A 22,540-nucleotide genomic window follows, 5' to 3' on the forward strand; every position below is an offset into this window, starting at 1 on the left:
GTCAGTGCTCCCGGCTGGCGAAGTCGATGCGTGGATCGACCAGGGTGTAGGTCAGGTCGCCGATCAGTTTCACCACCAGCCCCAGCAGGGTGAAGATGAACAGGGTGCCGAAGACCACCGGGTAGTCGCGGTTGATGGCCGCCTCGAAGCTCATCAGGCCCAGGCCGTCGAGCGAGAAAATCACCTCGATCAGCAGCGAGCCTGTAAAGAAGATGCCGATGAAGGCCGAAGGGAAACCGGCAATCACCAGCAGCATGGCGTTACGGAACACATGCCCGTACAGCACCCGCGAACGGCTCAGGCCCTTGGCCTTGGCGGTGACCACGTATTGCTTGTTGATCTCGTCGAGGAAGCTGTTTTTGGTCAGCAGGGTCATGGTGGCGAAGTTGCCGATGACCAGTGCGGTGATCGGCAGCACCAGGTGCCAGAAGTAGTCCAGCACCTTGCCGGTAGTGGACAGTTCATCGAAGTTGTTCGAGGTCAGCCCCCGCAGCGGGAACCAGTCGAAGTAGCTGCCACCGGCGAACAATACGATCAGCAGGATGGCGAACAGGAACGCCGGGATGGCGTAGCCGACGATGATCGCCGAACTGGTCCAGACGTCGAAGTGGCTGCCGTGGCGCACGGCCTTGGCGATGCCCAGGGGGATGGACACCAGGTACATGATCAGGGTGCTCCATAACCCTAGCGAGATCGACACCGGCATCTTCTCGATGATCAGGTCGATGACCTTGGCATCGCGGAAGAAGCTGTCGCCAAAATCCAGCTGGGCGTAGTTCTTGATCATGATCCAGAGGCGTTCGGGCGGCGACTTGTCGAAGCCGTACATACGCTCGATTTCGGCAATCAGCGCCGGGTCCAGGCCCTGCGCGCCGCGGTAGCTGGAGCCGGCTACCGAGACTTCGGCGCCGCCGCCGGCGATGCGGCTGGTGGCGCCTTCGAAGCCTTCGAGCTTGGCGATCATTTGCTCGACCGGGCCGCCGGGTGCGGCCTGGACGATGATGAAGTTGATGATCAGGATGCCGAACAGGGTCGGGATGATCAGCAGCAGGCGGCGCAGGATATAGGCCAGCATCTCAGTTGGCCTCGCCCGCGGAGGCATCGGTGACGGCTGGGGTCACGCCAGGCTTGATCCACCAGGTGTCGATGCCGATGTCGTACTTGGGCGACACGCTCGGGTGGCCGATGTGGTTCCAGTAGGCCACGCGCCAGGTCTTGATGTGCCAGTTGGGGATCACGTAGTAGCCCCACAGCAGTACGCGGTCGAGCGCCCGTGCGTGGTTGATCAGGCTCTGGCGTGAGTCGGCGTTGATCAACTGTTCCACCAGTTGGTCGATGGCCGGGTCACGCAGGCCGATGAAGTTGCGGCTGCCGGGGTTGTCGGCGGCGGCGCTGGACCAGAACTCGCGCTGTTCGTTGCCCGGCGAATTGGATTGCGGGTAACCGCCGACGATCATGTCGTAGTCGCGTGAGCGCAGGCGGTTGATGTATTGCGAAACGTCGACCCGACGGATGTTCAGGTCAATGCCCAAGTCGGCGAGGTTGCGTTTGAACGGCAGCAGAATGCGTTCGAATTCGGTTTGGGCCAGCAGAAACTCGATGGACACCGGCTTGCCGTCCTTGTCGACCATCTTGTCGTCGACGATTTTCCAGCCGGCTTCCTGCAGAAGCTTGTAGGCCTGGCGCTGCTGTTCACGGATCATGCCGCTGGCGTCGGTGACCGGGTTGTGGAAGGCCTCGCTATAGACCTGCTCGGGCACCTTGCCGCGCAGCGGTTCGAGTATTTTCAGCTCGTCAGGGGAGGGTACGCCTCTGGCGGCCATGTCGGAGTTTTCGAAGTAGCTGCCGGTGCGGGTATAGGCGCCGTTGAACAGCTGCTTGTTGGTCCACTCGAAGTCCAGCAGCAGGCTTAGCGCCTGGCGCACGCGGATGTCCTGGAAGACCGGTTTGCGCAGGTTGAAGATGAAACCCTGCATGCCGGTGGGGTTGCCGTTGGGCAGCTCTTCCTTGATCAGGCGGCCATCGCGGACCGCCGGGACGTTGTAGGCGGTGGCCCAGTTTTTTGCACTTACCTCGAGCGCATAGTCGAACGCCCCAGCCTTCAATGCCTCCAACGCTACGGCTGTGTCGCGGTAAGCGTCGAAGGTCATGGCATCGAAGTTGAACTGACCGCGGTTGATCGGCAGGTCCTTGGCCCAGTAGTCCTTGACCCGCTCGTAGCGGATGGTACGCCCGGCCTTGACCTCGGCGACCTTGTACGGGCCGCTGCCCAGGGGGATTTCCAGGTTGCCGCGGTTGAAGTCGCGGTTTTCGTACCAGTGTTTGGGTAGCACAGGCAGCTGGCCGAGAATCAGCGGCAGTTCGCGGTTGTTCTGGTGCTTGAATTTGAACAGCACCCGCAGCGGGTCTTCGGCGACCACTTCGGCAACGTCGGCGTAGTACTGGCGGTACAGCGGCGCGCCGTCCTTGATCAGGGCATTGAAGGTGAAGACCACGTCGTCGGCACGCATCGGGTGGCCGTCATGGAAGCGGGCTTCGGGGCGCAGGTAGAAGCGTACCCAGCTGTTGTCCGGGGCTTTTTCGATCTTGCCGGCAACCAGGCCGTATTCGGTGAACGGCTCGTCCTGGCTCTGGCGCATCAGGGTGTCGTAGATGACGCTGATGTTTTCGGCGGACACACCCTTGTTGATGAAGGGGTTGAGGCTGTCGAAGCCGCCGAAGCTGGACTGGCGGAACGTGCCGCCCTTGGGCGCATCGGGGTTCACATAGTCGAAATGCTTGAAGTCGGCGGGGTATTTCGGCGCCTCGTCGTAGAGCGTAAGCGCGTGTTGCGGGGCGGCCAGCGTGGGCAGGCTCAGGCACGCGAGCAGCAGGCTGCCGGCCAGCTGGCGCAGGCGGTGCGTTGGCATCATTTGGCTTTCTCCGAAGGCTTGATCCACCAGCTGTTCAGCCCGAGGGTGTAGGGCGGCGTGGTGACAAAGGCGAACCGGTTGCGGTAGGCCAGGCGGTGATTGTCGAGATACCAGTTGGGGATCATGTAGTACTGCCATGAAAGCACGCGGTCCAGGGCGCGGGCGGCGGCGACCTGGTCGTCGCGGGTGCGCGCGGCGAGCAAGGTGTCGAGCAGGTGGTCGACCACCGGGTCCTTGACCCCAGCATAGTTCTTGCTGCCCTTGGTCGCGGCTTGGCTTGAGTGAAAGTACAGCCACTGCTCTAGGCCTGGGCTCAAGGTCTGGTTCAGGGTCATAAGAATCATGTCGAAATCGAACTGGTCCAGGCGTTGTTTGTACTGGGCGCGGTCCACGGTGCGCAAGCGTGCGTCGATACCGATGCTGGACAGATTTTCGACATAAGGTTGCAGGATACGTTCGAGGTTCGGGTTTACCAGCAGTAGCTCCAGGCGCAACTGCTGGCCTTTGCTGTCCACCAGGCGCTGGCCGTTGAGCTTCCAGCCCGCTTCGCCGAGCAGGGCCAGGGCTTGGCGCAGGGTTTGGCGGTTGATGCCGCGGCCATCGGTCTGGCTGACCTTGTAGGGCTCGCTGAACAGCTTTTCGGGCAGTTGGTCGCGGAACGGTGCCAGCAGCAGCCATTCCTTGCCGGTGGGCAGGCCGCTGGCGGCGAATTCGCTGTTGGGGTAGTAGCTGGTCGAACGGCGGTAGGCGCTGCTGAACAGGGCGCGGTTGGTCCACTCGAAGTCGAGCATCAGGCCCAGTGCCTGGCGCACGCGCGGGTCGCTGAACGTGGCCCTGCGGCTGTTCATGAACAGGCCTTGGGTCTGGGTCGGAATACGGTGCGGGATCTGTGCCTTGATCACATCACCGCGGCGCACCGCCGGGAAGTTGTAGCCATTGGCCCAGTTCTTGGCCTGGTGTTCGATATAGATATCGAACTCGCCGGCCTTGAACGCTTCGAACGCCACGGTGGCGTCACGGTAGAACTCGTATTCGACCCGCTTGAAGTTGTACTTGCCACGGTTGACGGCGAGGTCCTTGCCCCAGTAGTTCTTCACCCGTTCGAACACCAGCCGCCGGCCAGGCTCAACCTGGGTAATGCGGTAGGGGCCGCTGCCCAGCGGCGGCTCGAAGGTGGTCGCCTTGAAATCGCGGCCCTGCCAGTAATGTTTAGGCAGCACCGGCATTTCGCCCAGGCGCAGGATCAGCAGCGGGTTGCCGGCGCGCTTGAAGACGAAGCGGATGCGCAAGGGGCCAAGTATGTCCACCCGCTGCACTTCCTGCAGGTTGGTGCGGTAGAGGGGGTGGCCATCCTTGAGCAGCGTGCGATAGGAGAACGCGACGTCCGCCGAGGTGATTGGGTGGCCGTCATGGAACCGTGCCTGCGGGCGCAGGTTGAACACGACCCAGCTGCGGTCCTCGCTGTACTCCACCGAGCGCGCGATCAGGCCGTAGCTTGAGGTCGGTTCGTCGCCCGAGGGGTCGTATTGCCCGGTGCCGATCATCAACGGCTCGTTCAGCTCGCTGATGCCATATTGCTGGAAGTTTGGCGTGGTAATCGGGCTCGATCCCTTGAAAGTGTAAGGGTTGAGCGTGTCGAAGGTACCGAATGCCATGGCCCGCAAGGTGCCGCCTTTAGGCGCTTGCGGGTTGACCCAGTCGAAGTGGGTGAATGTGGCTGGGTACTTGAGCGTGCCGAACTGCGCGTATCCGTGGCTTTCGCTCACCATCGCGACGGCGGGAAAGCTCAAGGCCAGGCTGATTGACAGCAGGAGGGGACGTATCAAGTCGGCATCCGATCCAGAGGCGTTGGGCTTTGATCGAGTACAGTAACAGCTTGGTGGGGTTGGAAAAAGAGAGGTTTTGAAGGCGGTATTGGCGGGAAAGCCCAGTGCAGGTAACGCTGTACCTGTAGGAGCGGCCTTGCGAGGCGAAAGGGCCGCAGCGCGGCCCCTGGCGTTACATCAATGCGACAGGTAAACAGTCAGCGTCTGACCGGGTTTGAGCGCATGCCCGCTGCGCGGGTTCCAGCGCTTGAGGTGCTTCATCTCGACATTAAAGCGCTTGGCCACGAGGTACAGCGAGTCGCCCTTGCGCACCTTGTATTGGGTTGAACGCTGCGAAGACGCCGCTACCCGGTTGCCCGCGGCGCTCGGCGCATTACCACCGCGCAGTGCCAATACCTGGCCTGCCTTCAGGCTGTTGCCCGACATGCGGTTCCAGCGCTTGATGTCCCGGACCGACACGCGGTTGGCCTTGGCGATGCTGCCCAGGTTGTCGCCCCGTTTTACCCGGTAGCTGCGCGCGGCCGTCGCGGGTGCCTTGGCTTCGGCCACGGCGCGGGCGAACACGGCCTTGTTCGGTTGCAGGCTGACTAACTGCTCAGGCTTGAGGTTGGACAGGCTGGCGGACAGCAATTGCGCCTTGGCAGTCGGTACCAGCAACTGCTGGGGGCCGTCCACGGTCATGCGCTTCTTGAAGGCCGGGTTGAGCTGGATCAGTTCGTCTTCGTCGATGTCGGCAAAGGCGGCAACGCGCGACAGGTCGAGGCGATCATTGATGGCCACCGCCTCGAAGTAGGGTTCGTTGGCGATCGGGTTCAGGTTGACGCCATAGGCGTCAGGCGTGGACACCACCTGCGACAGGGCCAAAAGCTTAGGCACGTAGTCGCGGGTTTCCTGCGGCAGTGGCAGGTTCCAGTAGTCGGTCGGCAGGCCGAGCCGTTCGTTGCGTTCGATCGCACGGCTGACGGTGCCTTCACCGGCATTGTAGGCCGCCAGGGCCAGCAGCCAGTCACCGTTGAACATGTCGTGCAGGCGGCTCAGGTAGTCCAGTGCGGCGTTGGTCGACGCGGTCACGTCGCGGCGGCCGTCGTAGAAATTGGTCTGGCGCAGGTTGAAGTGGCGCCCGGTGGACGGGATGAACTGCCACATGCCCGCTGCATGGGCCCGCGAGTAAGCCATCGGGTTGTAGGCGCTTTCGATGGCTGGCAGCAGGGCCAGTTCCAGCGGCATGTCGCGCTCTTCGAGGCGTTCGACGATGTAATGCAGGTAGAGACTGCCACGTTCGCCCGCGCTTTCGATGAAGCGTGGGTTGCTGGCAAACCACAGGCGCTGCTGTTCGATGCGCGGGTTGACGTCGATGCTGTCCTGCAGGGCGAAGCCTTGGCGCATGCGTTCCCACACGTCCTGCGGCGCCTGCTCGGCCGGTTTGACCAGCAGCGGGGCCGGTTTGTGCTTGATCCGCGCCTGGTAGTTGTGCGCGCGAACGCTATCGGATTCGTCGAGCTGACGGGTGCTCTGGCAGCCCACCAAGGTGGCGGCCAGGGCCAGCGCACTGACCTGGGCCAGGCGCGTCAGGGCGACGGAATGAGAGGTTCTGCGGCTACGGGAAGGCATCGGCTGGGACAGGTTTCCGGGCGAAAAATTTCGGCGATTCTAGAAACCGCTACCCGCCGGGTCAACCGTTGTGCCGCACATGCGATATATCTTGAGGTTATCAGAAGGTGTCCTTCCAAGACCTCAAGGCAGCAAAAACAGCGACATGCGTGGTGTTTGAATGTCCCTTCCATTCGTCTGCTTTTTGTTTAACGGATGTTTCAGTCGTGCGAATAAAGGGGTTCGTCAGGCGTTCCAAGCCGATCGTTGATGGCAATGTGATGCGATTTTCGGCGCGCAGCTGGGTAACCTCGTCGAAGCGTTGCAGAACGTGCAGGTTTTGCGGTTCGACGGCTTTGGCAAAACGCAGGTTGCTCAGCGTGTATTCGTGGGCGCAATACACCTCGGTGTGCTCGGGCAGGGCGGCCAGGCGCTGCAGCGACGGGTGCATCTGTTCGGCGGTGCCCTCGAACATGCGCCCACAGCCGGCCGCGAACAGGGTGTCGCCACTGAACAGCAGGGGCGTTGCCGGTTGCGCCGAATAGAAGGCGATATGGCCAAGGGTGTGCCCGGGCACGCCGATGACCTGGAAGGGCAGGCCCAGTACCGTGATTTCATCGCCGTCCGCCAGCGCTACATCGCGGGCGGGGATGCGCTCGTTGGCCGGGCCGTAGACCTTGGCATCGGTCAGTTGCTTGAGCCGTTCGACACCGCCGACATGGTCGTTGTGGTGGTGGGTGACCAGAATATCGGTCAACACCCAGTCGGGGTGGGCCGCCAGCCATCCTTCCACTGGGCCGGCATCGCCAGGGTCGACCACCGCACAGCGGCGTTTGGCAGTATCCTGTAACAACCAGATGTAGTTGTCGGAGAAAGCGGGGAGAGCATCGATCTGTATCATGGTGCGGATCCGTATCGCCAAGCGTGGGACATGAGGGCATCTTAGCCGCGATGGCGTGGCGCGAGAACCTTCGAGGGAGAACGCAATGACCGACCAAGCCTTTGCCCAGGCCGACCCCGACTGGGTCGAGCTGATCAGCCTGGCCCGTGAGTGGTTCAACGGCCCGCTCGGGCAACTGATGCTCAAGGAAGAAGAAAAACTGCTGGAAGAAGAGCTCGGGCGCTTCTTCGGCGGTTACCTTGTGCACTATGGGCCCTGCGCCGAAGCACCGCCCAGCGCCCCTCAGGTGCAACGCAACGTGCGCCTCGGGGCACCGCTGCCGGGGGTGGAGATCGTCTGTGAGGAGCAAGCCTGGCCGTTGAGCGAGCACGCCGCCGACGTGGTGGTGCTGCAGCATGGCCTGGACTTCAGCCTGTCACCCCATGGCCTGTTGCGCGAGGCCGCCAGCGCCGTTCGCCCGGGTGGGCATCTGCTGATCGTCGGTATCAACCCCTGGAGCGGTTGGGGCATGCGCCACCTGTTCAGCCATGGCGCCCTGCGCAAGGCGCGCTGTATCTCGGCTTCGCGGGTGGGCGACTGGCTCAACCTGCTGGGCTTCGCGCTGGAGAAACGCCGCTTCGGGTGCTATCGTCCGCCGCTTGCCTCGCCGGCCTGGCAGCAACGCCTGGCGGGCTGGGAACGCGCGGCAGGCAACTGGCAAACCTCGGGCGGCGGCGTCTACCTGCTGGTGGCGCGCAAGATGGTGGTCGGCCTGCGGCCGTTGCGCCTGGAGCGCCGCGAACCCATGGGCAAACTGCTGCCGCTGCCGCTGGCCAAGGTCAACCGTACGGCGGCCAATCCTGATTCTGAAAAGCACTGAACAAGAGTGGTACATGAGCGATAGCGTCGAAATGTTTACCGATGGCGCCTGCAAGGGCAACCCGGGCCCTGGCGGCTGGGGCGTGCTGATGATCTACAAGGGCGTCGAGAAGGAACTGTGGGGCGGCGAACGCGAGACCACCAACAACCGCATGGAGCTGATGGCCGCGATCCAGGGCCTGATGTCGCTCAAGCGTGAATGCGAGGTGGTGCTGACCACCGACTCGCAGTACGTGATGAAGGGCATCAACGAATGGATGGTCAACTGGAAGAAGCGCGGCTGGAAGACCGCCGCCAAGGAGCCGGTGAAAAACGCCGACCTTTGGCAACTGCTCGACGAACAGGTCAACCGGCACAAGGTGAGCTGGAAGTGGGTGCGCGGCCACATCGGCCACCCGGGCAACGAACGCGCCGACCAACTGGCCAACCGTGGGGTGGATGAGGTGCGCGCCGCGCGCTGAGCTGGGGTACAATCCCCTGCTTTGTCACTTTTGTCACTGAAGCAAGTGGGAGCCCCCGCGTGGAGCAGCAGCAAGATAAACGCCTGGTCATTCTCGATACCGAAACCACCGGTATGCCGGTCAGTGAAGGCCATCGCATCATCGAGATCGGTTGTGTCGAGGTCATTGGCCGTCGCCTGACCGGGCGGCATTTCCACGTCTACCTGCAACCCGATCGCGAGAGTGACGAAGGCGCCATTGGTGTTCACGGCATCACCGACACCTTCCTGATCGGCAAGCCACGGTTCGCCGAGGTCGCCGAGGAGTTCTTCGACTTCATCCAGGGCGCCACGCTGGTCATTCACAACGCGGCGTTCGACGTTGGCTTCATCAACAACGAGTTCGCCCTGATGGGCCAGCACGACCGCGCCGACCTTTCGCAGCATTGCACCATTCTCGATACCCTGCTGCTGGCGCGTTCCCGGCACCCGGGGCAGCGCAACAGCCTCGACGCCCTGTGCAAACGCTACGACATCGACAACTCGGGCCGTGAGCTGCACGGCGCTTTGCTCGACTCGGAACTGCTGGCCGACGTCTACCTGGCGATGACCGGTGGCCAGACCAGCCTATCGCTGGCTGGCAATGGCGCTGAAGGTGATAACGAAGGGCAGGGCAGTGGCGGCAGCGAGATTCGCCGCATTGCCGGCCGTGCGCCCGGGCGGGTGATCATGGCCAGTGCCGAAGAGCTCGAGGCGCATGCCGAGCGGCTGGCGGCAATCGCCAAGTCGGCCGGGGCGCCTTCGATGTGGCAGGCGTTGACCGAGGCCTCTGCGGGCTAAACCCCACCACACAAGGCCGCACCTGCAACTACCCTGAAAAGGACACCCCGTCCTTCAGAGGTAGTTGCCTGATGTACAAGGACCTCAAGTTCCCCATCCTCATCGTCCACCGTGCGATCAAGGCCGACAGCGTCGCCGGTGACCGCATACGGGGGATTGCCGAAGAGTTGAGCCAGGATGGCTTTGCCATTTTGGCCGCAGCGGACCACGCCGAAGCGCGACTGGTCGCCGCCACCCATCACGGCCTTGCCTGCATGCTGATCGCAGCCGAAGGCGTGGGCGAAAACACCCACCTGCTGCAGAACATGGCCGAGCTGATTCGCCTGGCCCGCTTGCGCGCGCCAGACCTGCCGATTTTCGCCTTGGGCGAACAGGTCACCCTGGAAAATGCCCCCGCCGAGGTCATGAGCGAGCTGAACCAGCTGCGCGGCATTCTGTATCTGTTCGAAGACACCGTGCCGTTTCTTGCACGCCAGGTGGCCCGCGCTGCCCACAGCTACCTCGACGGCCTGCTGCCGCCCTTTTTCAAAGCCCTGGTGCAGCACACCGCGCAATCCAATTACTCCTGGCATACACCGGGCCACGGCGGCGGCGTGGCCTATCACAAGAGCCCTGTAGGCCAGGCCTTCCACCAGTTTTTTGGGGAAAACACCCTGCGCTCGGACTTGTCAGTCTCGGTGCCGGAGCTGGGTTCGTTGCTTGATCACACCGGCCCGCTGGCTCAGGCAGAGGCCAGGGCCGCGCGTAATTTTGGTGCCGACCACACCTTCTTCGTGATCAACGGCACCTCCACCGCCAACAAGATCGTCTGGCACGCCATGGTCGGCCGTGATGACCTGGTGCTGGTGGACCGCAACTGCCACAAGTCGGTGGTCCACGCGATCATCATGACCGGGGCCATTCCGATCTATCTTTGCCCGGAACGCAATGAGCTGGGCATCATCGGCCCGATTCCGCTCAGTGAATTTAGCCCAGCTTCGATCCAGGCAAAGATCCAGGCCAACCCCCTGGCCCGTGACCGCGGGCAGCGCATCAAGCTGGCGGTGGTGACCAATTCCACCTACGACGGCCTGTGCTATCACGCCGGGCTGATCAAGCAGACGCTCGGTGCCAGCGTCGAGGTGCTGCACTTTGACGAGGCCTGGTTCGCTTACGCAGCGTTTCATGAGTTCTTCGAGGGGCGCTACGCCATGGGCACGGCCTGCGCGGCCGACAGCCCATTGGTGTTCAGCACCCATTCCACGCACAAGTTGCTGGCGGCGTTCAGCCAGGCTTCGATGATTCATGTGCAGGACGGCGCCAGGCGCCAGCTGGACCGGGACCGCTTCAATGAAGCGTTCATGATGCACATCTCGACCTCGCCGCAGTACAGCATCCTGGCGTCGCTGGACGTGGCCTCGACCATGATGGAAGGGCCGGCCGGGCGCTCGCTGTTGCAAGAAATGTTCGACGAGGCACTGAGCTTTCGCCGCGCGCTGGCCAATCTGCGCACGCACATCGCTGCCACCGACTGGTGGTTCAGCATCTGGCAGCCGCCGACGGCAGAAGGCATCCAGCACTTGGCCGCGCAGGACTGGCTGCTGCAGCCAGGGGCAGAGTGGCATGGTTTTGGGGAGGTGGCGGGCAACTACGTGCTGCTCGACCCGCTGAAGGTGACCTTGGTCATGCCCGGTTTGAGCGCAGGCGGTGTGCTGGGTGAGCAAGGTATTCCGGCAGCGGTGGTCAGCAAATTTCTCTGGGAACGTGGGCTGGTGGTGGAAAAGACCGGCCTGTACAGCTTCCTGGTGCTGTTCTCCATGGGCATCACCAAGGGCAAATGGAGCACCTTGCTGACCGAGTTGCTGGAGTTCAAGCGCCACTACGATGGCAACACGCGGTTGAGCGCCTGCCTGCCCAGTGTGGTGGCAGCCGATGCCTCACGTTATCAGGGGATAGGGCTGCGCGACCTGTGTGACCAGTTGCACGAATGCTACCGCGCCAATGCCACGGCCAAGCAGCTCAAGCGGCTGTTCACGCGTTTGCCTGAGGTGGCTGTCAGCCCGGCCCGGGCGTATGACCAGATGGTGCGCGGCGAAGTGGAGGCCGTGCCGATCGAGGCCCTGCTGGGGCGGGTGGCGGCGGTGATGCTGGTGCCGTATCCGCCGGGCATTCCGTTGATCATGCCGGGAGAGCGGTTCACCGAAGCGACCCGCTCGATACTCGACTACCTGGCATTTGCCCGGGCGTTCAACGATGGCTTCCCCGGATTCGTCGCCGACGTGCATGGCCTGCAGAACGAAAACGGTCGCTACACCGTGGATTGCATCAAGGAATACGAATGATCTCGACGCCGGTCTGTGCCAGCTCGAAACGGTTTTCGCCCAGGTGGTTGACCCGATCGCCGATGGCCAGGCGATAGGTGGTGATTGGCGCGCCCAATGTGCTGCCGTCGACTTGGAGGGTCGACTCTTGGAACTCGTGGACGGGGTAGATGCGGCCTTCGGCGTCACGGGCGTGGAATTGGCCGACCATTACTGCTGCCATTTAGGTGAAAACCTCTGAATTACGTAAGAAATGTCTGGAAACATAGACCGTACAAGATACCCGGAAGTTTTCGCCGGGGGGAAAAAAAACCAAAGCGCCGAGAAACGGTCATCTATAACTACAACGTCCTCTTAGCCAGCAAAGGTTGGAAATCGCCATGAGCCAGGTGTATTCGGTAGCGGTCGTTGTCGGCAGCTTGCGCAAGGATTCCTACAACCGCAAGGTAGCCCGCGCACTTTCGGAGCTGGCGCCGTCCAGCCTTGCCTTGAAGATTGTCGAGATTGGCGATCTGCCCCTGTATAACGAAGACGTCGAGGCCACCGCGCCAGCGCCCTGGAAGCGCTTTCGTGACGAGATTCGCCGCAGTGACGCAGTGCTGTTCGTCACGCCGGAGTACAACCGTTCGGTGCCGGGTTGCCTGAAGAACGCAATTGATGTTGGCTCACGGCCTTATGGCGAAAGCGCTTGGAGCGGCAAGCCGACGGCAGTGGTGAGTGTGTCGCCGGGCGCCATTGGCGGCTTTGGTGCCAACCATGCCGTGCGTCAGTCGCTGGTGTTTCTCGACATGCCATGCATGCAGATGCCTGAGGCGTACCTAGGGGGCGCGGCGAACCTGTTCGAGGAATCCGGCAAACTCAACGATAAGACGCGGCCGTTTCTGCAGGGGTTTGTCGACAAGTTCGCTGCGTGGGTGAAGTTGAACAGGGCGGTCTGAAGCCCTGTTCAGGTGCGGGGGCGCAGGGCGGCCTCGGCGTTTATCGGAAGCTGTAGGAAACCCCCGCATAAACCCCAAACCCTTCACCCGGCGTCGAGCGGGCAATGTCCTGCCCGGCGTCGTTGTAGCCTGGCGTTACTGTCGCGGCGTAGCGTTTGTTGGTCATGTTGCGCAGGTCCAGCCAGGTCTGCCAGTCCTGTTTCGGTGAGTCCCAGCCCAGGCGCGCGCCCAGCAAGGCATAGGCGTCGGCGTGATAGCTGTTGGCATAATCCACCTGCACCTTCGACGCCATCTGCGTGTTGACCCCGGCATAGAAGCCGCTGGGCCAGTCATAGCGCAGCTCACCCTGGTAGTAGTGCATGGGGATGCCCGGCAGGCGGTTGTCGCCGAACTGCTCGTCGTCACGGTAGTGGAAGTCACTGAAGGTGTAGGCCTGGCGCAGGCTCAGCTTGCCTGTGCCTGCTTGCTCCCACAGCGTAGTGTCCAGGCCTGCCTCGACACCCTGGTGCACGGTGGCGCTGGCATTGAACTCTTTGGCCGGCAGGCCTGGCACGATTTCCACGGCCAACAGTTCGTGGCGCACTTGCGAGTAATACCAGGCCAGGTCCCAACGCCCCAACGCCGAGTCGCCGCGCGCGCCGAGCTCCAGCGTGGTGGCTGTCTGATTTTGCAGGTCGATCGGCTGCGTCGCTACCGGTGAGCTCCAGATCAGCGACCAGGGGTGTGGCGGCTCGACCGAGCGGCTCAGGTTGCCGTAAACCTGCAGTCGCGGGCTGATGTCATAGCGCAGGCCCAGGCGCGGCGCGTAGTCCCAGTCATGCTGGCTGACCTTGCCACCTGTGAGCGGGTAGCTGACGTCGCTTTCGCGGCGGGTGTAGATCATCGCCAGGCCGGTGGTCAGCCACAGGTCCGGCATCAGCTCCAAGTCGTTGCCTGCATGCAACACGGTGTCCGAGCCCTGGTAGCTGAAGTCGCGGCTGCGTGCGCCGAAGTTATCGCCGCTGGTACGGGCAAATTGCGAGGCGCCACTGTTGGGCAGGTGTTTGGTGGTTCGCCAGCCTAGGGTGGTCTTGCTCTCGCGGCCCAGCAGGGTGTCGCGGCGGAAGTAGTTCAGGGTGCCGCTGACATCGGTGTAAGCGACCTTCAGGCGCATCGGGCCTTCGCGCAGGTCCATGGGGAAGTCGTGATAGACCAGCCCGGCTTCCACCCGGGCATCGTCCTCGAGGTAGAAGGTGGTCTTGTTGGCCACCCAGGTGCTGCCTGGTTGCGGGCGGCTGTCGTCGCGCGCGCGATACGCCGCGTTGGCGGCACGCGGGTCATGCTTGATCTGGTCCTTGGTCAGGCGCCCGGCCAGGTCGTTCTCGGTTTCCCGGTAACGCAGGTAGAAACGCGTTTCCAGGTTCGGGTTGAAACGGTAGCCGACGTTCGCGGCAATACCTTTGGCACTGCCACTGCTGTGCGCCTGATAGCCGTCGTATTCCGAGTCGGTCAGCGCCACGTAGTAATCGAGGTTGCCCAGCACCTGGCCAGAGCTGATGTGCCGATGCTGATAGCCGCGGCTGCCGACCTCGTATCGCACCTGCAAGGGCGCAGCATCGTAGCCGGTATGGGTCACGTAGTTGATGGCGCCACCCAGGGCCAGGGCGCCTTGATCGAAGCCATTGGCCCCGCGCAAAACCTCGGCACGGCTCAGCCACAGCGGCTCGAACAGCTCGTATGGGGTACCGCCTGGGCCGGTGAGCGGCAAACCGTCGAACATCGTGTAGACACCGGAACCGTGCGCCCCAGGTGCCCGGTTGATGCCCGACCCACGGATCGACAGCTTGATACCGTCATTGCCCGCCGACTGGGCGAACACGCCAGGCTGGTAGGCGAGTACATCCTGGTTACTGGCGACCCGGCCTTGCCCCACACGCTGCATGTCCACCAGGTTGCTGGCGCCTGGGATTTCGCGCAAACGCTCGCTGGCGGCCGTCAGTTCGCTTTGCTCCTCGTCGGTGATCAGCACCTGGCCCAACTCGACCGATTGTGCGGCCAGGGCCGGTGGCGTGGCGGTGATGGCAGCCAGCAGGCCAAGGCAAGACGAGAGGGGTAAAACGGAACGCATTGTACGACTCCAGGCGAAAGGCGAATGGACAACGGCGTTGAGACGAGCGAAACGGCGATTGGAGCACGAAGAACTGCAGTAAATCTCGCGCAACCTTCGTCAGACGGTTTTGTAGGCAAGTTCTTTACAAGTTGCTTGGCTGGAGAGGGTGCGGGGGGCTTCGTAAGGTGTTTGCAGATCGGCAGTGATGCCTCTCTCAAACACTCGTGGAGTTCAACGATGAATGACAACGCACGACACTCGCCCGAATCCCTCTCGGATTTACCCGTCCACCTGACGCCGCGTGAGCGGCAGGTATTGCTGTGGTGTGCCTACGGCAAGAGCTCGTGGGAAATTGGCCAGATCTTGGAGTGCAAGGAGTCAACGGTGAACTTTCACGTTGCCAATATCTTGCGCAAGTTCGATGTGCCTACACGCGTGGCGGCCGTCATCAGGGCGATTCGCTACGGCATGCTGGCCGAGCAGTGAGGGGGGATGAACATGAATCAGCGAACAGCAACTCATCTTGAACCTACTGCCGTAGGGCCCCGGTTCCCGGACTGCCATGACCCGTTCTGGCCGCGCCTGGAGCTGGCAGCATTGCGTGAGCGCTTGCAGCTTCAGCCCGATACCAGCCAGGCGCATTTCGAGGTTGCAGCACAATGCGCCGCTATCGATGCAGCGCGAGAGTTCGCACGTTGGCGCGCGGCACTGCGTGAGCGTGGCTATAAGCGTCTGGAGGATGTGTCCGGGCACGATCATGGGCGGGCACTGCTGGTTTGTTACACGCGTTTTGTAGAGGCCTCGATCTTGCGAGATCTGCGCGCAGCTCCCCACCGGAAGGCGTCGCGCAGGGGAGGTGCTTATGCGTGAATGCACATTGTTCGAGGGCCTGTTCGTGGCCGCTCTGGAGCTCGTGGGCATGGATGGCACGGTCCTGTTCAGCGCGTTGCTGGGGGCCCTGTTGGTCAGCGCCGCTCGAGACCGCTTGATCACCAATACATCCACGCGCCTGACGATCTGCAAGAAAGGGCTGCTGGTGTTCGTGACCGTAGGTGTGGGCCACCTGTTCGAGCCGTTGGTGATGTCCCTGGCGCCCATGCTTACCCGTGGCATGGCCGCCTTCGTGGCAGCAGTGGTGGTAATCCCGATCAGCCTAAAGGTCATGGCTTCGCTGGATGCGCTGGACCCGAAGGAAATCATCCAGCGTTGGCGCCGCAGAGGTTAATTGCTGATGGTGTCAGGCAGGTGTTTGGCAAGCGCGCTCAGTTGCTGTTCCAGTTGTTGGATACGTTGTTTGTCCTGGATGAGCAGGAGCACCGCCTGGCGGTCGTCTGCAGAAAGCGTGCGTAGCCGCTCGAGCATGTCCCACTCCCAGTCATCCTTGTCAGCGTTGCGATTTTGTACGGGTTCACCCAGCAGCAGCCAGTCGAGGGAGCACGCATGCTGCCTGGCGATTTCTATGCATATTGAGTATGGAATGCTGTCGCGAACCTTCCAGCTGCTCAACGTCTGTGGGCTGATGGCCAGCGCTCTGGATAGCTCAGCATCCGTCTCGCAGCCCATCAAAAGCTTCAGGCGCGCAAGTACAGGCGATAGCAAGTGAGTACTCATAACAATTATCCATGTCTGGTTTAATGATATTCCATGGGCTTAAACTACTCGTTATGAATACAGCCCTGCGTTTTAAGGAGCATTTCTGCAATGAGAAGCATCAAACTGAAGAATACATTCACTTCCGCAGTAAATACTGACAAAACTAAACGATCATTCTCACAGATCGGCGGCGTGTTTAATGCCTGCAGGTGCCTGCCGTGAGTACGTATAAGCTGGTCTGCCCGCATTGCAACAGCCGTATGCGCATACGTACCAGTGAGGGGCGCCATATATTTCTTCGGGTCGCCTACCTGCAATGCACCACCGAGGCCTGTGGCTGGTCAGTGCGAGCCGAGTTTGAAATGACCCATGAACTTTCTCCCAGCGGGATGCCCAACCCTGAAGTCCACTTGCCATCGGCCAATGGCGACCTGCGCAGGGCCGCATTGCCTGAAGCGGTCGAGTAGGCAGCCCATTGGCGCAGAAAAAAAAACACCCCGCATGAGCGGGGTGTTTTGTATTGCAGGGCTGATCAGCCGATCAGTTGCAGGCCGGCCTGCTGAACCATTTCCAGCAGCGGTTGCGGGTAGACACCGAGCACGAAGGCCAGGATAGCGATGGCCAGCAGCATGACGCCGCCGGTGCGCTGTTCCCACTTCAGCGGGGCATCGTGACGACGCAGGTTTGGCTCGACCAGGTACAGGGTGACCATGACGCGCAGGTAGTAGTAAACACCGATGGCGCTACCGATCACCAAGGCGCCGACCAGCCACCACAGGTGCGACTCGACGCCGGTGGCGATGATGTAGAACTTGCCGATGAAGCCTGCAGTCAGCGGGATGCCGGCCAGCGACAGCATCATCACGGTCAGCACGGCAGTCAGGTACGGACGGCGCCAGAACAGGCCACGGTACTCGTACAGGGCGTCCGCATCACGGCCGCCGTACGGCGAGGACATCAACGTGATGACGCCGAAGGCACCCAGGCTGGTGATCACGTAGGTGACCAGGTACACGCCCATGGCTTCCAGGGCCAGGCCCTTGCTGGCGACCAGGGCGATGACCAGGTAACCGAAGTGGGCGATCGACGAGTAACCCAGCAGACGCTTGAGGTTGCTCTGGGTCAGTGCCAACAGGTTACCGACCAGGATCGAAGCCACCGCGATGACCGCCAGAACGGTGCTCAGCACGCCGCTACTGGCAGCAGGGGAGAGCATGAACAGGCGCACGACCACGGCGAATACCGCAACCTTGCTGGCGGTGGCCAGGAACGCAGCGACCGGCGCCGGAGCACCTTCGTACACGTCCGGGGTCCACAGGTGGAACGGCACCAGCGACAGCTTGAAGGCCAGGCCGACCAGCATCATGCCCAGGCCCAGTTGTGCGACCAGGCTTGGCATGTTGGTGGCTGCCAGGGCTTTACCGATCTGGTCGAAGCTCAGGCTACCGGCATCAGCGTACAGCAGTGCCATGCCGAACAGCAGGAAGGCAGAACCTGCAGCCGACAGCACCATGTACTTGATGCCGGCTTCCAGCGAACGCTTGTTGAAGAAGGCATACGCCACCAGGCCATAGACCGGCACCGACAGCAGCTCCAGGCCGATGAACAGGCCGGCCAGGTGGTTGGCACTGACCAGCACCAGGCCACCCAGTGCCGACATCAGCAGCAGCAGGTAGAGTTCTTCACGGTTGCCCGGGAAGCCTTTGGCGCCTTCGCCAAGGTAGGCGTGGGCCAGCGTGACACAGGCCAGCGTGGCCACCAGGATGATCGCCATGTACAAGCAGGCGAACTTGTCGATGGTGATCAGCGAAGTGACCGCCAGGGGCGCGACCTTCAGTGCTGGCAAGATCGACAGCAAGGCCAGGTTCAGGCCCACGGTGGACAGCAGGAAGGTCTGCGAGTGGTTGCGCTTCCAGGCGATCGCCAGCATCACCACCACCGTGGTGATGGTGGTGATCAGCATCGGCGCCAATGCGATGAAGTGTTGAGTGGTGAATTCCATAGCGCTCTTACCGGGCCGAAGCGAGTTGAGTGAAAGCGGAACCAAGCCACTGCTGCACACCGCTCATGGTGGCGGCAGAAGTGTCGAGGAACGGCTGCGGGTACACACCAAGCACGATCAGCAGCACTGCCAGGCCCAGCACCATGATCAGCTCGCGGCCGTCCATGCCGGCCAGCACGGTGTCGCTTTTGCTTGGGCCGAAGTAGGCGCGGTGGATCATGATCAGCGAGTAGACCGAGCCGAAGACCAGGCCGGTGGTGGCGATCACGGTGATCCACGGCACGCTGGCGAAGCTGCCGATCAGGATCAGGAACTCGCCGACGAAGTTGCCGGTGCCTGGCAGGCCCAGCGATGCGGCGGCGAAGAACAGGCTGATCGCAGGCAGGTAGGCGATGCGGTGCCACAGGCCACCCATTTGACGCATGTCACGGGTGTGCAGGCGCTCGTACAGCTGGCCGGACAGGATGAACAGCGCAGCAGCCGACAGGCCGTGTGCCAGCATCTGGATCACCGCGCCTTGCAGGGCTTGCTGGCTGCCGGAGTAGATACCGATCAGTACGAAGCCCATGTGCGAAACGCTGGAGAAGGCGATCAGGCGCTTGATGTCGGTTTGCGCGAAGGCCAGGAAGGCACCGTAGAAGATACCGATCAGGCCCAGGGTCATGGCGATCGGTGCAAACTCGGCCGAGGCGTTCGGGAACAGCGGCAGGGCGAAGCGCAGCAGGCCGTAGGCCGCTGTCTTCAGCAAGATACCCGCCAGGTCCACAGAGCCTGCAGTCGGCGCCTGGGCGTGCGCATCAGGCAGCCAGGAGTGGAACGGCACCACCGGCAGCTTGACCGCGAAGGCGATGAAGAAGCCCAGCATCAGCACGTACTCGACACCGGCCGGCAGTTCGGCCTTGAGCAGGTCGCTGTAGTTGAAGGTGAGTACGCCGGTGGTGTTGTAGTTGACCAGCACCAGGCCAAGGATCGCCACCAACATGATCAGGCCGCTGGCCTGGGTGAAGATGAAGAACTTGGTTGCAGCGTAGATCCGGGTCTTCTTGCCGTCTGCAGAGCTGTGACCCCAGAGCGCGATGAGGAAATACATCGGCACCAGCATCATTTCCCAGAAGAAGAAGAACAAGAACAGGTCCAGGGCCAGGAACACACCGACCACACCGCCCAGAATCCACATCAGGTTGAGGTGGAAGAAGCCGACGTGGCGCTGGATCTCTTTCCAGGAGCACAGTACCGACAGCACACCGAGCAGGCCGGTCAGCAGGATCATCAGCAGCGACAGGCCGTCGAGGGCCAGGTGGATGCTGATGCCGAAGCGCTTGATCCACTCGACTTTGTATTCGAGTGCCCAGGCAGGTTCGGCGCCCGGAGCAGGGGCCAGGGTGTAGTCGCCGGTGCCCCACAGGTACAGGCCGATGCCGAGCAGCAGGGACATGGTCAGCAGCGCGATCCAGCGCGGCAGGGTGGCGCCGAAGCGCTCACCCAGCCAGCACAGGAAGCCGCCGATGAAGGGGATCAGGATCAGCCAAGGCAAAATCATGACGGGTTGGTTTCCTTTGGCAAAGTCGCAAGATTCATAGTCATACCGCGGCCACTACCACAGCGCCGAGTACCAGCACGGCGCCGACGGCGATCGAGGCGGTGTACCAACGCAGCTGGCCGGTCTCGGTCTTGCTCATGGCGACGTGGCCGCCACGGGCCATCCGAGGGATCAGGCCGATGCTGCGGTCAACCGGGTCCTTGCGCAGGATGTGGCTGATCAGCAGGTAAGGTTTGACGAAGAGCTTGTCGTAGATCCAGTCGAAGCCCCAGGCAGCGAACCACCAGGCCGACAGGACGCGGCCGATGCTGCTGTTGGCGACGGCGCTGACGAAACGACGCTTGCCCAGGAACAGCAGGGCCGACAGCAGGATACCGGCGATGGCGATGGCACCCGAGGCGATCTCCAGCGAGTGCTTGGCGTCGCCACCGGCATGGCCGGCGCTTTCAGGCAGTACACCGGCCAGTGGCGGGGTGATCCAGGCGCCGACGAAGGTCGACAGCACGATCAGCACGCCCAGCGGCAGCCAGTGGCTGATGCCGTGGCCCGCATGGGCTTCGGTCTTGGCTTCGCCGTGGAAGGCGATGAAGATCAGGCGGAAGGTGTACAGCGAGGTCATGAACGCACCGACCAGGCCGGCGTACAGCAAACCGGTGTTGCCGCTGGCGAAGGCTTCCCAGAGGATTTCGTCCTTGGAATAGAAGCCCACGGTGACGATTGGCAGGGCAGCCAGGGCAGCACCACCGACCACGAAGCTGGCGTAGGCCAGCGGCAGTTTCTTCCACAGGCCGCCCATCTTGAAGATGTTCTGCTCGTGGTGGCAGGCAACGATCACCGCACCGGAGGCAAGGAACAGCAGGGCCTTGAAGAAGGCGTGGGTCATCAGGTGGAAGATCGCCGCGTCCCAGGCGCCAACGCCCAGGGCCAGGAACATGTAGCCGATCTGGCTCATGGTCGAGTAGGCGAGGATACGCTTGATGTCGGTCTGAACCAGCGCGGCGAAACCGGCCAGTACCAGGGTCACACCGCCGACTACGCCGACCAGGTGCAGGACGTCCGGCGCCAGCAGGAACAGGCCGTTGGTACGGGCGATCAGGTATACGCCCGCGGTCACCATGGTTGCGGCGTGGATCAGTGCCGAAACTGGGGTCGGGCCCGCCATTGCGTCGGCCAGCCAGGTCTGCAGCGGCAGCTGTGCCGATTTACCGACCGCGCCACCCAGCAGCATCAGGGTAGCCAGGACCATCCAGGTGTCACCCGCCTGGAACTTCTGCGGTGCCAGCACCAGCAGTTCCTGCACGTTCAGGGTACCCAGCTGGGCGAACAGGATGAACAGGCCGATGGCCATGAACACGTCGCCGATACGGGTGACGATGAAGGCCTTGAGTGCTGCATTACCGTTGTTGCGGTTGCTGTAGTAGAAACCGATCAACAGGTACGAGCACAGGCCCACGCCTTCCCAGCCGAAGTAGATGAACAGCAGGTTATCGCCCAGCACCAGGAACAGCATGCTGGCGATGAACAGGTTGGTGTACGAGAAGAAGCGCGAGTAACCGGCTTCGCCACGCATGTACCAGGACGCGAACAGGTGGATCAGGAAGCCTACGCCGGTGACCACGCCGAGCATGGTGACCGACAGGCCGTCCACGTACAGGGTGAAGTTCGGCGCAAAGCCGTCCACCGACATCCACTGCCACAGCAGCTGGCTGTACGCACCGCCTTCAGGCGGGGCGACGTTGAACTGCCAGATCACGTAGGCGGCTGTCGCGGCCGAGAGGCCCACCGAGCCGACGCCGATCAGGGCGGACAGGTTCTCCGAGAACCGCCCGCGCGAGAACGACAGCAGCAAGAAGCCGATCAGGGGGAAGACGAAAGTCAGGAAGATAAGGTTCATCCGCGCATCTCACTGGCAGCATCGATGTCGAGAGTGTGGAAGCGGCGATACAGCTGCAGCAGGATAGCCAGGCCAATACTGGCCTCGGCGGCTGCCAGGCTGATCACCAGAATGAACATCACCTGGCCGTCGGGTTGGACCCAACGGGCACCGGCGACGATGAACGCCAGGGCAGAGGCGTTCATCATGACTTCCAGGCTCATGAGCACGAAGAGGATGTTGCGGCGGACCATCAGGCCAACCAGACCTAAGCAGAACAGGATGCCGGCGACCGCCAGACCATGCTCGAGAGGGATAGCACCCATGATTTACTCCTTCGCCTCGTTGCGGCCCAGGTGGAAGGCGGTGACGGCTGCGGCGAGCAGCAGCATCGAGGCCAGTTCGACCACCAGCAGGTACGGGCCGAACAGGCTGATGCCCACGGCCTTGGCGTCCACGGTGGTACCGCTGATGGCTGCGCCGCTTGGGGTGACGAACAGCACGTACAGCAGCTCGAGCAGCAGCAGGGCGGCGAGGATCACCGGCCCGGCCCATATGCCAGGCTTGAGCCAGCCGCGCTCCTGGGCGACCGACGCCGGCCCCAGGTTGAGCATCATTACCACGAAGACGAACAGCACCATGATGGCGCCGGCGTAGGCGATCACTTCCAGGGCGCCGGCGAACGGCGCACCCAGGGCGAAGAAGATCATTGCCACGGAAATCAGCGAAATGATCAGGTAGAGCAGGGCGTGCACGGGGTTGGTGCCGGTCACCACCCGAAGGGTGGAGACCACGGCGATCCCGGATGCGAAGTAGAAAGCGAATTCCATCTTTCTGTC

The 22,540-nt window shown here is 62.3% G+C and carries 22 protein-coding genes; 9 read left to right on the forward strand and 13 right to left on the reverse strand.

Annotated features, from left to right (window positions below; genetic code table 11):
* Position 1: 1 nt before the first annotated feature.
* The 5 genes from OO306_RS05615 to gloB form a co-directional block, all read right to left on the reverse strand.
* Entirely contained in the window at positions 2 to 1,075 is a 1,074-nt protein-coding gene (locus OO306_RS05615) for a microcin C ABC transporter permease YejB (protein WP_027592833.1), read from the reverse strand.
* A 1-nt stretch (position 1,076) separates the two neighbouring features.
* On the reverse strand, positions 1,077 to 2,912 hold the full coding sequence (locus OO306_RS05620) for an extracellular solute-binding protein (protein WP_265967978.1): 1,836 nt from the start codon (positions 2,910 to 2,912) through the stop codon (positions 1,077 to 1,079).
* Positions 2,909 to 4,738: an extracellular solute-binding protein gene (locus OO306_RS05625; protein ID WP_216642501.1), complete on the reverse strand. Its 1,830-nt coding sequence runs from the start codon at positions 4,736 to 4,738 to the stop codon at positions 2,909 to 2,911. Before OO306_RS05625 ends, OO306_RS05620 begins: the two co-directional genes overlap by 4 nt.
* Positions 4,739 to 4,915: 177 nt before the next feature.
* The gene (locus OO306_RS05630) at positions 4,916 to 6,349 is read right to left on the reverse strand and encodes a lytic transglycosylase domain-containing protein (RefSeq protein ID WP_265967980.1); all 1,434 of its coding nucleotides are present in this window, start codon (positions 6,347 to 6,349) and stop codon (positions 4,916 to 4,918) included.
* A gap of 100 nt (positions 6,350 to 6,449) precedes the next feature.
* Positions 6,450 to 7,229 (reverse strand): hydroxyacylglutathione hydrolase, encoded by a 780-nt coding sequence (gene gloB, locus OO306_RS05635; protein WP_085272589.1) that lies wholly within the window; start codon positions 7,227 to 7,229, stop codon positions 6,450 to 6,452.
* Between the two features lie 85 nt (positions 7,230 to 7,314).
* Between gloB and OO306_RS05640 the strand changes: the two genes are divergently transcribed.
* From OO306_RS05640 to OO306_RS05655, 4 genes are all read left to right on the forward strand, one after another.
* Positions 7,315 to 8,088, forward strand: a complete 774-nt coding sequence (locus OO306_RS05640; protein WP_027592828.1) for a class I SAM-dependent methyltransferase — start codon at positions 7,315 to 7,317, stop codon at positions 8,086 to 8,088.
* 13 nt (positions 8,089 to 8,101) lie between these two features.
* A complete protein-coding gene (rnhA, locus tag OO306_RS05645) occupies positions 8,102 to 8,548 on the forward strand; it encodes a ribonuclease HI (protein WP_027592827.1) in 447 nt (148 codons plus the stop codon).
* A 59-nt stretch (positions 8,549 to 8,607) separates the two neighbouring features.
* Positions 8,608 to 9,366, forward strand: coding sequence for a DNA polymerase III subunit epsilon (dnaQ, locus tag OO306_RS05650; RefSeq protein ID WP_265967982.1), 759 nt, complete (start codon positions 8,608 to 8,610; stop codon positions 9,364 to 9,366).
* Between the two features lie 71 nt (positions 9,367 to 9,437).
* The gene (locus tag OO306_RS05655) at positions 9,438 to 11,687 is read left to right on the forward strand and encodes an Orn/Lys/Arg decarboxylase N-terminal domain-containing protein (RefSeq protein ID WP_265967983.1); all 2,250 of its coding nucleotides are present in this window, start codon (positions 9,438 to 9,440) and stop codon (positions 11,685 to 11,687) included.
* Here the strand turns inward: OO306_RS05655 and OO306_RS05660 are convergent.
* On the reverse strand, positions 11,671 to 11,889 hold the full coding sequence (locus OO306_RS05660) for a hypothetical protein (protein ID WP_027592824.1): 219 nt from the start codon (positions 11,887 to 11,889) through the stop codon (positions 11,671 to 11,673). The genes OO306_RS05655 and OO306_RS05660 overlap by 17 nt on opposite strands.
* A 157-nt stretch (positions 11,890 to 12,046) precedes the next feature.
* Here OO306_RS05660 and OO306_RS05665 point away from each other — a divergent pair, with 157 nt between their 5' ends.
* Positions 12,047 to 12,604 carry an NADPH-dependent FMN reductase gene (locus OO306_RS05665; RefSeq protein WP_265967984.1) on the forward strand — a complete coding sequence of 186 codons (558 nt, stop codon included), beginning with the start codon at positions 12,047 to 12,049 and terminating at the stop codon, positions 12,602 to 12,604.
* 40 nt (positions 12,605 to 12,644) lie between these two features.
* Here OO306_RS05665 and OO306_RS05670 read toward each other — a convergent pair whose 3' ends face one another.
* Positions 12,645 to 14,711 (reverse strand): TonB-dependent receptor, encoded by a 2,067-nt coding sequence (locus tag OO306_RS05670; protein ID WP_265967985.1) that lies wholly within the window; start codon positions 14,709 to 14,711, stop codon positions 12,645 to 12,647.
* Positions 14,712 to 14,930: 219 nt separating this feature from the next.
* Here OO306_RS05670 and OO306_RS05675 point away from each other — a divergent pair, with 219 nt between their 5' ends.
* From OO306_RS05675 to OO306_RS05685, 3 genes are read left to right on the forward strand one after another with little or no spacing between them, the layout of a single operon-like run.
* A complete protein-coding gene (locus OO306_RS05675) occupies positions 14,931 to 15,179 on the forward strand; it encodes a helix-turn-helix transcriptional regulator (RefSeq protein ID WP_265967986.1) in 249 nt (82 codons plus the stop codon).
* A 12-nt stretch (positions 15,180 to 15,191) separates the two neighbouring features.
* Complete coding sequence (locus OO306_RS05680; protein WP_265968040.1) at positions 15,192 to 15,563, forward strand: head completion/stabilization protein; 372 nt, start codon at positions 15,192 to 15,194, stop codon at positions 15,561 to 15,563.
* Positions 15,556 to 15,918, forward strand: a complete 363-nt coding sequence (locus tag OO306_RS05685; protein ID WP_265967987.1) for a hypothetical protein — start codon at positions 15,556 to 15,558, stop codon at positions 15,916 to 15,918. The genes OO306_RS05680 and OO306_RS05685 overlap by 8 nt, the downstream gene beginning before the upstream one ends.
* Here OO306_RS05685 and OO306_RS05690 read toward each other — a convergent pair.
* On the reverse strand, positions 15,915 to 16,304 hold the full coding sequence (locus OO306_RS05690) for a helix-turn-helix domain-containing protein (RefSeq protein WP_265967988.1): 390 nt from the start codon (positions 16,302 to 16,304) through the stop codon (positions 15,915 to 15,917). The two genes, OO306_RS05685 and OO306_RS05690, sit on opposite strands and share 4 nt — an antisense overlap.
* A 200-nt stretch (positions 16,305 to 16,504) precedes the next feature.
* Between OO306_RS05690 and OO306_RS05695 the strand changes: the two genes are divergently transcribed.
* The gene (locus OO306_RS05695) at positions 16,505 to 16,753 is read left to right on the forward strand and encodes an ogr/Delta-like zinc finger family protein (protein ID WP_081717454.1); all 249 of its coding nucleotides are present in this window, start codon (positions 16,505 to 16,507) and stop codon (positions 16,751 to 16,753) included.
* A 65-nt stretch (positions 16,754 to 16,818) separates the two neighbouring features.
* On the opposite strand, the gene nuoN is transcribed toward OO306_RS05695, so the two are convergent.
* From nuoN to nuoJ, 5 genes are read right to left on the reverse strand one after another with little or no spacing between them, the layout of a single operon-like run.
* Entirely contained in the window at positions 16,819 to 18,288 is a 1,470-nt protein-coding gene (gene nuoN, locus OO306_RS05700; RefSeq protein WP_085272593.1) for an NADH-quinone oxidoreductase subunit NuoN, read from the reverse strand.
* A 7-nt stretch (positions 18,289 to 18,295) separates the two neighbouring features.
* Positions 18,296 to 19,828 (reverse strand): NADH-quinone oxidoreductase subunit M, encoded by a 1,533-nt coding sequence (gene nuoM, locus OO306_RS05705; protein WP_085272594.1) that lies wholly within the window; start codon positions 19,826 to 19,828, stop codon positions 18,296 to 18,298.
* A 40-nt stretch (positions 19,829 to 19,868) separates the two neighbouring features.
* Entirely contained in the window at positions 19,869 to 21,722 is a 1,854-nt protein-coding gene (gene nuoL, locus OO306_RS05710) for an NADH-quinone oxidoreductase subunit L (RefSeq protein WP_027592816.1), read from the reverse strand.
* Positions 21,719 to 22,027, reverse strand: a complete 309-nt coding sequence (nuoK, locus tag OO306_RS05715; protein WP_008096201.1) for an NADH-quinone oxidoreductase subunit NuoK — start codon at positions 22,025 to 22,027, stop codon at positions 21,719 to 21,721. The genes nuoL and nuoK overlap by 4 nt, the downstream gene beginning before the upstream one ends.
* 3 nt (positions 22,028 to 22,030) lie before the next feature.
* Complete coding sequence (gene nuoJ / locus OO306_RS05720; protein ID WP_027592815.1) at positions 22,031 to 22,531, reverse strand: NADH-quinone oxidoreductase subunit J; 501 nt, start codon at positions 22,529 to 22,531, stop codon at positions 22,031 to 22,033.
* Positions 22,532 to 22,540 lie beyond the last annotated feature (9 nt).

This window comes from Pseudomonas sp. DCB_AW (assembly GCF_026240895.1).
In the GTDB taxonomy this organism is placed as follows: Bacteria; Pseudomonadota; Gammaproteobacteria; order Pseudomonadales; family Pseudomonadaceae; genus Aquipseudomonas; species Aquipseudomonas kermanshahensis.